Source organism: Lentzea sp. NPDC036955, assembly GCF_055608005.1.
The window spans coordinates 225,472-235,004 of record NZ_JBVJRC010000012.1 but is presented as its reverse complement, the minus strand read 5'-3'; the positions used below and the strand labels follow the sequence as shown (position 1 = coordinate 235,004).

Genomic DNA, 9,533 nt, shown 5'->3' with positions numbered 1-9,533 from the left:
GTACTGCACTGGTTACGGTGTGGGAGAGTAGGTCGCCGCCGAACTTAATTTGCCCTGCGGGTTGAGCGCCACAAGCGCTCCCCGCAGGGCTTTTTTTCGTGTTCCACGACCGTCGAGCGAGGTCAGCCGGCCATGCCGGAGCTGAGCGCTGCCAACTGATCCGCGTACTCGATGCGCTCGACCCACTCCTGCGGCCACGCGGCGAGTCCGTGCGCGGCGCCGGCGAACGCCCCGGCCAACGCCGCGATCGAGTCCGAGTCACCACTGGTCCTCGCGCCCCGCACCAGGCACCGCACCGGGTCGTCGGCGTGCCGGATCGCGCAGTACAGTCCGGTCGCCAGCGCCTCCTCCGCGATCCAGCCCTCGCCGGTGGCCAGGCTCGCGTCCTGCCCGTCATCGGGTTCGGCGAGGGCGGCCACCAGCCGTTCGAGCACCTCGGCGCACTCGTCCCAGCCGCGCGCGATGAAGTCGGCCGGCGTCGTCGCACCCGGCGTCCGCCACAGGGAACCCAGCCACTGCTCCAGGTAGACCGAGCGCCGTTCGCGGCACCGGTCCAGCAACGCGGCGGGCACCTCGGCCAGGTCGCGTCCGTCGACCAGCAGCCGGGTCGCGTACGCGGTGAGCTCGGACGCGGCCAGCGCCGTGGGATGACCGTGAGTCATGGCGGCCTGCAGCTGCGACACCCCGGCGAGGACGTCGAGGTTCGGCACTGCACGGGTTGGCTTTCGGGGACGCGCTCGGCAAGCCGACGGATTTCCTGGCTGGCCACCATGCCCTGGTCACCGACGACACGCAGATGGCACTCACCGTCGCGTGGGCGCTGCATGGCGCGTCGACTCAGTGCACCGCCGACGTGCTCGAACCGCGGCTGCGCGAGCGGTTCGTGTCCTGGGCGCACAGCCCGGAGAACAACCGCGCACCCAGGATGACGTGTCTGCGCGTGCGGCGGCCTGGCCAAGGGTCGATCGTGGGTGGAGGCGATGACCCCGCGACTCGGTCCACGGTCCGACCCTACTTGCGCGAGCGGTTCAACGGTGTGGAACCCTTGAAGTGCATTTGTTCCGGTGGCGCGGCAACGGCAATGGACTCCGTCGACATCACCGGAGTCGTCCAGGCGCTCTTTTCACCCGAAAGGGCCCGTACCATGGAATAAATACAAGCCATAGCGTTTTGGCGTGACTGTATTCACATCTACCGCGTACAGCAGGGACCTGGGCGACGAGCTGCGCCGCGTCCGGGAGGCCGGCACCGGCATGAGCGGGGCGGCGCTGGCCGTGCGACTGGGGTGGGACCCGAGCAAGGTGTCCAACCTGGAGCACGGCAAGGTGCGGGCCACCGACATCGACCTCGTGCAGCTGTTCACCATGTGCGGCAAGGACATCCAGTACATCGACGACTTCCGGCGCCGGTACCGGTACGCCTTCGACGAGTACGTCGTGCACGCGCCGGAGGACGTGCGCACGGCGAGGATCGGGGAGTCCGCGGCGACGTCGATCACGAGCTATTCGGTGACCAAGCTGCCCAGTCTGGTGCAGACCCACGAATACGCCGACGCGCTGCACCGGCTCGGTGGTTTCACGACCGGCGACCGAATTGCGGCGGCCGTGCAGCACCGCATGGACCGGCAAGTAGTCCTGCGCCGGAACAACCCGCCGAAATGCTTGTTCTACATCCACGAGTTCGCGTTGCAGCAACGGGTCGGCGGCCGGCGGGTGATGGAGGACCAGTGCGCGCGGCTGCTGTCCGAGGAGCACAGCGTCCGGGTCGTGCCGATGCGGGCCGTGGTGCCGTCCAGCGGCTGCGTGCTCTGGGAGTACGAGAAGGCGATGCCGGTCGTGTTCAGCGAGACCGAGCTCGCGCAGGTGTTCGTGCAGGACCCCGGTGCGATCGCGCGGATCAGGCTGGTGTTCGACCGGCTGGCCGAGGTCGCGCTGGACGAGGAGCAGTCGCTGGGCAAGCTCGGGGAGTACGCGGGGCGCCGGCGGGCCGCGCGCGACGACCAGGGGCCGCACGCGGCGTGACGGGCGGGTGCGGGGGCGCGTGGTCAGGCGCCCCCGCACCCGCAGGGGTCAGCGCCAGCCGTGGCGTGCGCGCAGGGTGTCCACGACCTGGCCGAAGGCGACCGGGCCGAGCACGGCGCCCTCGCGGCGGATGTCGTCGTCGGAGTCGAGGGCGAACACCCGGTCCAGCCGCAGGTAGGACGGGCGGCCGTCGCGGTCCCAGGCACCGGAGCCCAGCTCCAGGTAGTCGTCGCGCGGCTCCTTCGAGGAGAGCATCAACGCGATCAGCTCGCCCTTGGCGCGGCCCACGACCAGCAGCGGGCGGTCCTTGCCGCGGTTCGCGTCCTCCTCGTAGGGCACCCACGCCCAGACGACCTCGCCGGGGTCCGCGTCACCGTCCACCGAGGGCTCGTACTCGAGCTTGGTGGCCTCCGCCGCGTCGAAGATCTCGCGGACCGCGCCCTTGGCCGGGCGGGGGTCTTCACCGTTCATCAGCACGAACGCACCCTAGTGGTGCAGAGCACGTGGGCCTCTATGGGACCATAAGGGGACACCCGTCCGATTTCCTGCTGAGGACCGCCTTGACCACGTTCGCCGACACGACGTTCACGCCGCCGGAACTCATCCGGAACTTCTGCATCATCGCGCACATCGACCACGGCAAGTCCACGCTGGCCGACCGCATGCTGCAGCTCACCGGCGTGGTCGAAGCGCGGGCGATGCGCGCTCAGTACCTCGACCGCATGGACATCGAGCGGGAGCGCGGCATCACCATCAAGGCGCAGAACGTGCGCCTGCCCTGGCAGGTCAACGGGCAGGACCACGTCCTGCACATGATCGACACGCCGGGCCACGTCGACTTCACCTACGAGGTCTCCCGTGCGCTGGAGGCCTGCGAGGGCGCGATCCTGCTGGTCGACGCCGCGCAGGGCATCGAGGCGCAGACGCTCGCGAACCTGTACCTGGCGATGGAGAAGGACCTCACCATCATCCCGGTGCTCAACAAGATCGACCTGCCCGCCGCGGACCCGGACAAGTACGCGAAGGAGATCGCGCACATCGTCGGCTGCGAGCCCGACGAGGTGCTGCGGGTCTCCGCGAAGACCGGTCTCGGCGTCGAGGCGCTGCTCGACGAGGTCGTGAAGCTGGTCCCGCCGCCCGTGGGCGAGGCGGACGCACCGGCCCGCGCGATGATCTTCGACTCGGTCTACGACACCTACCGCGGCGTCGTCACCTACATCCGCGTCGTCGACGGCAAGATCACGCCGCGCGAGCGCATCAAGATGATGTCGACCGGTGCCACCCACGAGATCCTCGAGGTCGGCATCGTCTCGCCGGAGCCGAAGCCGTCCCGCGGCCTGGGCGTCGGCGAGGTCGGCTACCTGATCACCGGCGTGAAGGACGTGCGCCAGTCGAAGGTCGGCGACACCGTCACCTCCGAGCGCAAGGGCGCCACCGAGCCGCTGGCCGGCTACCGCGAGCCTCGCCCGATGGTCTACTCGGGCCTGTACCCGGTCGACGGTTCCGACTACCCGGAGCTGCGCGAGGCGCTGGAGAAGCTCCAGCTCAACGACGCCGCGCTGACGTTCGAACCGGAGACCTCCGCGGCACTGGGCTTCGGCTTCCGCTGCGGCTTCCTCGGCCTGCTGCACCTGGAGATCACCCGCGACCGCCTCGAACGCGAGTACGGCCTCGACCTGATCTCCACGGCACCGAACGTCGTCTACCGCGTGATCATGGAAGACGGCGCCGAGCACGTCGTGACGAACCCGTCCGACTGGCCGGAGGGCAAGCGCGCCGAGGTGTACGAGCCCGTCACCAAGTGCACGATCATCGCCCCGTCGGACTACATCGGCGCGATCATGGAGCTGTGCCAGGCCAAGCGCGGCCAGCTCGGCGGCATGGACTACCTGTCGGAGGACCGCGTCGAGCTGCGCTACACCATGCCGCTCGGCGAGATCATCTTCGACTTCTTCGACTCGCTGAAGTCCCGCACCCGCGGCTACGCCTCGCTGGACTACGAGGAGTCGGGCGAGGCCGAGTCGGAGCTGGTCAAGGTCGACATCCTGCTGCAGGGCGAGGCCGTCGACGCGTTCTCCGCGATCGTGCACAAGGACCACGCCTACGGCTACGGCACGCGCATGGCCACGAAGCTGCGCGAGCTCATCCCGCGGCAGCAGTTCGAGGTGCCGATCCAGGCGGCCATCGGGTCCCGTGTGATCGCCCGCGAGACGATCCGCGCGATCCGCAAGGACGTCCTGGCCAAGTGCTACGGCGGTGACATCACCCGCAAGCGCAAGCTGCTGGAGAAGCAGAAGGAAGGCAAGAAGCGCATGAAGATGGTGGGGCGCGTGGAGGTGCCGCAGGAGGCCTTCGTCGCCGCGCTGTCGACCGAGGAGCCGAAGGGCAAGAAGTAGGAGCCGTGGCACGCCTTCACGTCGGCTGCGCCATGTGGAACCACAAGGCGTGGCCAGGGCGGTTCCTGCCGCAGTCGCTTCCCGCCGGGGAGCGGCTGCGGGCCTACGCCGGCTGGTGCAACGCCGTCGAGGGCAACACCACGTTCTACGCGACGCCCGCCCGCAAGACCGTCGAGACCTGGGCGCGGCAGACGGACCCGGACTTCCGGTTCGTGGTCAAGCTGCCCAAGGTCGTCACGCACGAGCGCCGGCTCGCCGGTGTCGAGGTGCCGATGCGGGCGTTCCTCGACGCCATCGAGCCCCTGGGCGAGCGCGCGGTCCTGTGGACCCAGCTGCCCGGCTCGTTCGGCCCGGCGGACGTCGAGGCACTGAGCCGCTTCCTGCGCAGGCTGCCCGTCGGCCTGCGGCGTGCCGTGGAGGTGCGCCACCCCGTGTTCTTCACCGACGCCGGTGCGACGTCGCTGCTGGAGGGGGCCCTCGACGACGTGGACGCCGAGTGGGTGCCGTTCGACACCGAGGTCTTCTTCCAGAGCCCGCCGACCAGCGACGCCGAGCGCGAGGCCTGGGACCGCAAACCGCGGTTGCCCCGGCGGACGCGGGCGCTGACCGACCAGCCGATCGTCCGCTACCTGGGCCGCGACTCGGTCGAGGAGACGGTCGAGGGGTGGCGGCCGTGGGCCGAGGTGGTCGCCGGCTGGCTGCGGGAGGGCCGGTCGCCGACGGTGTTCCTGCACACCCCCGACAACGACGACGCGCCCGCGCTCGCCCGCCGGTTCCACGACGACGTCCGCACGCTCGTGCCCGAGCTCGACGCGCTGCCCGAACCCGAACCGGTCGAACCCGCCACGCTGTTCTGACCGCGTTTGTTGCCGGATCGGCAACGGAGTTTGCCGCTCCGGCACAACGGTGGGCATCGTGGACGGCATGACGACTGCGCAGGAGTTCTGGGAAGCCTTCTACTCGGAGCGGGACCAGGTGTGGTCCGGCAACCCGAACCCGTTGCTGGTGCGCGAGACCGCGGACCTCACGCCGGGCAGTGCGCTGGATCTCGGGTGCGCTGAGGGCGGTGACGCCGTCTGGCTCGCGCAGCGGGGGTGGCGGGTGCTCGGGGTCGACGTGTCGCAGGTGGCGCTGGACCGGGCGCTCCGGCACGCGCAGGACGCCGGCGTCGAGATCTCCGTGGAGCGGCACGACCTGAAGGAGACGTTCCCCGAGGGCCGGTACGACCTGGTCAGCGCCCAGTTCCTGCACTCGCCGGTCGAGGAGGACGGGGAGCGCAACAGCATCCTCAAGCGGGCCGCGGAGGCGGTCGCGCCGGGCGGGCGGCTGGTGGTCGGTGGGCACGCCGGGGCGCCGTCGTGGTCCGAGCACCGCGACTACTACTTCCCGACGACCAAGGACGTGCTCGACCACCTCCGGCTCGGCGACAACTGGATCATCATCACCGACGACGTGGTCGAACGGCCGCTCGTCGGGCCGGATGGTCAGCAGGAGTCGCGCAAGGACAACGTGCTGACGGTGAAGCGCCTGTACTGAAAACGCAAAGGCCACCCGCGGCGGCGTTGCCGGGGGTGGCCCACACAGGTACCGGTCAGGCGCGGATCAAGCGGTCCATCGCCTGGCGGTTGATGATCGAACGGAGCTCGCCCGTCTCCTCGGCGCTGTGGCGGGAGAGGATGGCGTCCAGTTCGAGGCGGTCGCTCTCGGTGGTGTAGCTGGCCAACTGCCGCTCCAGGCTCCGGCGCTTCAGCCGGGCGTCACGGCGGACGGCCAGGTTCGAGCGCAGGGACTTCACGGACAGGTCGTGGCGGGTCATCGTGTCCTTCCAATCTTGGTTACGATTCGATAATACACCCAGTTCACGACACCTGTACCGATGAAGAAGGTCGGCTAGCTCACGTACTCGTCGAGCAACCCCAGGGCGCGCGCGTACTTGGCCTTCAACCGCTCCTGCGTGGCCGCGTCGAGGCGGGCGACGCGGGCCGGCGAGAGGTTGTCGCCGATGTCCGCGCGCTTCACCGTGACGGCCAGCGGGTTGGCGGCGACGCGGCGCAGGTAGTCCTCCTGCGGCTCGTCCGGCAGGTGCGACAGCGCCACGACTGCGTCGACCACCTCGGGCGGGCAGCCGCGGGCGAGCAGGTCGGCCGCGGTCACCGGGGTGTCCTCGACGACGTCGTGCAGCACGGCGGCCATCTGCTCGTGCTCGCCGCTCACGGCGGCCATGACCCGCAACGGGTGCCCGATGTAGGGCAGGCCCGACTTGTCGACCTGGCCCTCGTGGGCCTCGGTGGCGATCGCGATCGCGTTTTCGAGGGTGAACACGCCCTCAAGCTAAACCAGGGCTTGACCAACCGCAGTGGTCTAGTCCATTTTTAGTCCACTCACAACATGGTCGCCGCATGAGTGTGTGGAGGTGGACCATGTCCAAAACCAGACGAGCGGCGATCGCGCTGCTGTCGGCGTTCATCGCATGTGCCGGTCTGGTGTTGGTGATCAACGGCAACGCCGCCGCCGCCAACCTCGCGGCCAACAACGGGTTCGAGGCGGGCAACCTGAGCGGCTGGACCTGCACCGAGGGCACCAGCGCCACGTCCGGCACCAAGCGCACCGGCCAGTACGCGTTGCAGGGCACACCCGTCGGCCAGAGCACCGCGCGGTGCCAGCAGACCGTTTCGGTGCAACCGAACACGGCCTACAAGCTGTCGGCCTGGGTGCAGGGCAGCTACGTCTACCTCGGCGTCACCGGCGGCGTGGAGAAGAGCACCTGGACGCCCGGTTCCAGCGGCTTCTCCCAGCTGACCCTCGACTTCACGTCCGGCAGCGCCACCAGCGTGACGATCTACCTGCACGGCTGGTACGGCCAGCCCGCCTACTACGCCGACGACGTCAACCTCGACGGCCCCGGCACTCCGCCGACGTCCACGAGCACGACGACGTCGACCACCACCACTACGACGACCACGACGACCACCACGACGACGACGACGAGCAACCCGCCGATCACCGGTCTGCCCAAGCACGTGCTGACGGGCTACTGGCAGAACTTCTACAACGGTGCGCGCGCTCTGCGGCTGTCCGACGTCCCCACCACCTACGACATCATCGCGGTCTCGTTCGCCGATGCCACGGCGGTGCAGGGGCAGGTCGCGTTCAACCTCGACCCCGGTCTGAGCAGCCAGCTCGGCGGCTACACCGACGCGCAGTTCCGCGCCGACGTGAAGACCGTGCAGGCCCGCGGCCAGAAGGTGATCATCTCCGTCGGTGGTGAGAAGGGCACGATCAGCGTCGCCAACTCCACCGCCGCGACCAACTTCGCCAACAGCGTCAAGGGCCTGATCTCCACCTACGGCTTCGACGGCGTCGACATCGACCTGGAGAACGGCGTCAACGCCCAGTACATGGGCCAGGCGCTGCGCAGCATCCACGCCGGTGGCGGCAAGGTCATCACCATGGCGCCGCAGACGATCGACATGCAGAACGTCAACGCCGAGTACTTCAAGCTGGCGCTGGCCACGAAGGACATCCTGACCATCGTCAACATGCAGTACTACAACTCCGGTTCGATGCTCGGCTGCGACCAGCAGGTCCACAGCCAGGGCACGGTCAACTTCCTGACCGCGCTCGCGTGCATCCAGCTGCAGAGCGGCCTGCGCGCCGACCAGGTGGGCCTCGGCCTGCCCGCGTCGCCGTCGGGTGCCGGTGGCGGGTACCAGTCGCCCGCCAACGTCAACAACGCCCTCAGCTGCCTCGCGCGTGGCACGAACTGCGGGACGTTCAAGCCGAGCACGACCTGGCCGTCGATCCGCGGCGCCATGACGTGGTCGATCAACTGGGACGCCTCGAACAACTGGCAGTTCGCCAACACGGTCGCCCCTCATCTGGACTCCCTGCCCTAGATGATGGCGCGGTCCGGCTGACGGACTGCCTCAGATGACGGACTGACCGTCACCCCCGCCCGACGGTTCGGGGAGGCCGAACAGCCTCCCCACCGTCGGTGCGACATCCACAGTGGACGCGGCTGTCATCGAGACCCCGCGCCCCACCACGGGATCGCCACCGGCGACGAGCAGCGGCACCGGCTCGGCCGCGGCACGTCCCCGGTGCACCACCAGGTCGCCGGCCTCCGGTCCGAGGCGCAGCTCGGCCGGCCGGTGCGCCGACCGCACACCGGGCACTCGCGAGACCACCGACTCCAGGTGCCGCACGGCCAGGGCGCGGTCCGAGGCGGGGCCGGTCCAGTACAGCAGGTCGGCGCCGTCGTTCTGCACGACCACAACCCTGTTGCGCAGCAACGGATCTGTCTGGATGTGCTCCTCCGGCGACACCGGGGACCGGTCCGCTGCGGGAGTCGCGGTGACGAGGAGGACGGACCGCTCCCACCGCCCGGTCGCCCTGAGGTGCCGCACCAGCTTGCCGAGCTGCTCGTCCGCCGTGCGCGCGGTCAGCGACCGCCCCGCGGCAGCGGCCGGGGCTCCGGTGCCGAACTGCACGACCACCAGGTCCGGGTCTGCCTCGTCGACCACGGCGTGCAGGGCGTGCGAGGTGAACGCGTCCGGCGCGGTCCCCGTGACCGGCGGCCGGGGTTCCCACCCGTACGTCGCTCGCGTGCCGACCACCCGGCGCAGGTCCTCCTCCGGCAGCACCGCGCCCGTGCGGAAACCCAGCTCCGGCAAGCGTTCCAGCACCGTCGGGAACCTCGGCTCGCTCAGCCGCCGCACACCGCGCGCCCGGTCGAACACGACGTCGGCGGGCACACCGCTGCGGTCGGGCCGCACCCCGGTCAGCATCATGACGAGGTGCGCGGTGCTCCCGGCGGCCGGCAGCGAACGAGCCCGCGGGAAGTACGTGCCGTCCGCCCGCAGCGCGACGAGGTTCGGCGTCAGCGCGGTCCCCACCTCGTCCGCCCGCAGACCGGCGAGCACGACCACGTACACCCGCCTGCCCCGGCCGGTCGCGCCGAACGCGGCACCGGGCGCGGCGGAGAGGACGACCGAGCCTGCGGCGGCCCTGAGCAGGGTGCGGCGTTTCACGGACCGAGTCTCACCCACCGGCATGACCGGGAGGTGAACGGCGTTTCCTTGCGCCACCGTGAACACAGCCACTTCGCCGGGCGTTC

General features: G+C 69.9%; 11 protein-coding genes. 6 read left to right on the top strand and 5 right to left on the bottom strand.

Features of this window, described 5'->3' with window-relative positions:
• Positions 1-122: 122 nt before the first annotated feature.
• Positions 123-710, bottom strand: a complete 588-nt coding sequence (locus ACZ7CF_RS36325) for an ADP-ribosylglycohydrolase family protein (RefSeq protein WP_470371897.1) — start codon at positions 708-710, stop codon at positions 123-125.
• 8 nt (positions 711-718) lie between these two features.
• On the opposite strand from ACZ7CF_RS36325, the gene ACZ7CF_RS36320 reads away from it, so the two are divergent.
• A complete protein-coding gene (locus ACZ7CF_RS36320; protein ID WP_470371896.1) occupies positions 719-1,153 on the top strand; it encodes a hypothetical protein in 435 nt (144 codons plus the stop codon).
• Between the two features lie 22 nt (positions 1,154-1,175).
• The gene (locus ACZ7CF_RS36315) at positions 1,176-2,021 is read left to right on the top strand and encodes a helix-turn-helix domain-containing protein (protein ID WP_360397115.1); all 846 of its coding nucleotides are present in this window, start codon (positions 1,176-1,178) and stop codon (positions 2,019-2,021) included.
• Positions 2,022-2,069: 48 nt separating this feature from the next.
• Here the strand turns inward: ACZ7CF_RS36315 and ACZ7CF_RS36310 are convergent, their stop codons facing one another.
• A complete protein-coding gene (locus ACZ7CF_RS36310) occupies positions 2,070-2,492 on the bottom strand; it encodes a type II toxin-antitoxin system PemK/MazF family toxin (RefSeq protein ID WP_360397116.1) in 423 nt (140 codons plus the stop codon).
• A gap of 89 nt (positions 2,493-2,581) precedes the next feature.
• Between ACZ7CF_RS36310 and lepA the strand changes: the two genes are divergently transcribed.
• The 3 genes from lepA (at position 2,582) to ACZ7CF_RS36295 (ending at position 5,953) form a co-directional block, all read left to right on the top strand.
• Positions 2,582-4,417 carry a translation elongation factor 4 gene (gene lepA / locus ACZ7CF_RS36305; protein WP_360397117.1) on the top strand — a complete coding sequence of 612 codons (1,836 nt, stop codon included), beginning with the start codon at positions 2,582-2,584 and terminating at the stop codon, positions 4,415-4,417.
• A gap of 32 nt (positions 4,418-4,449) precedes the next feature.
• Positions 4,450-5,274 (top strand): DUF72 domain-containing protein, encoded by an 825-nt coding sequence (locus tag ACZ7CF_RS36300; RefSeq protein ID WP_360397444.1) that lies wholly within the window; start codon positions 4,450-4,452, stop codon positions 5,272-5,274.
• A gap of 67 nt (positions 5,275-5,341) precedes the next feature.
• On the top strand, positions 5,342-5,953 hold the full coding sequence (locus tag ACZ7CF_RS36295) for a class I SAM-dependent methyltransferase (protein ID WP_360397118.1): 612 nt from the start codon (positions 5,342-5,344) through the stop codon (positions 5,951-5,953).
• Between the two features lie 55 nt (positions 5,954-6,008).
• Here ACZ7CF_RS36295 and ACZ7CF_RS36290 read toward each other — a convergent pair whose 3' ends face one another.
• On the bottom strand, positions 6,009-6,233 hold the full coding sequence (locus ACZ7CF_RS36290; protein ID WP_360397119.1) for a hypothetical protein: 225 nt from the start codon (positions 6,231-6,233) through the stop codon (positions 6,009-6,011).
• Between the two features lie 74 nt (positions 6,234-6,307).
• Positions 6,308-6,739 carry an HD domain-containing protein gene (locus ACZ7CF_RS36285; protein ID WP_470371895.1) on the bottom strand — a complete coding sequence of 144 codons (432 nt, stop codon included), beginning with the start codon at positions 6,737-6,739 and terminating at the stop codon, positions 6,308-6,310.
• A gap of 98 nt (positions 6,740-6,837) precedes the next feature.
• On the opposite strand from ACZ7CF_RS36285, the gene ACZ7CF_RS36280 reads away from it, so the two are divergent.
• Complete coding sequence (locus ACZ7CF_RS36280) at positions 6,838-8,313, top strand: chitinase (RefSeq protein ID WP_470371894.1); 1,476 nt, start codon at positions 6,838-6,840, stop codon at positions 8,311-8,313.
• Positions 8,314-8,343: 30 nt separating this feature from the next.
• On the opposite strand, the gene ACZ7CF_RS36275 is transcribed toward ACZ7CF_RS36280, so the two are convergent.
• Positions 8,344-9,447, bottom strand: a complete 1,104-nt coding sequence (locus ACZ7CF_RS36275) for an alkaline phosphatase family protein (RefSeq protein WP_360397122.1) — start codon at positions 9,445-9,447, stop codon at positions 8,344-8,346.
• Positions 9,448-9,533: the final 86 nt, after the last annotated feature.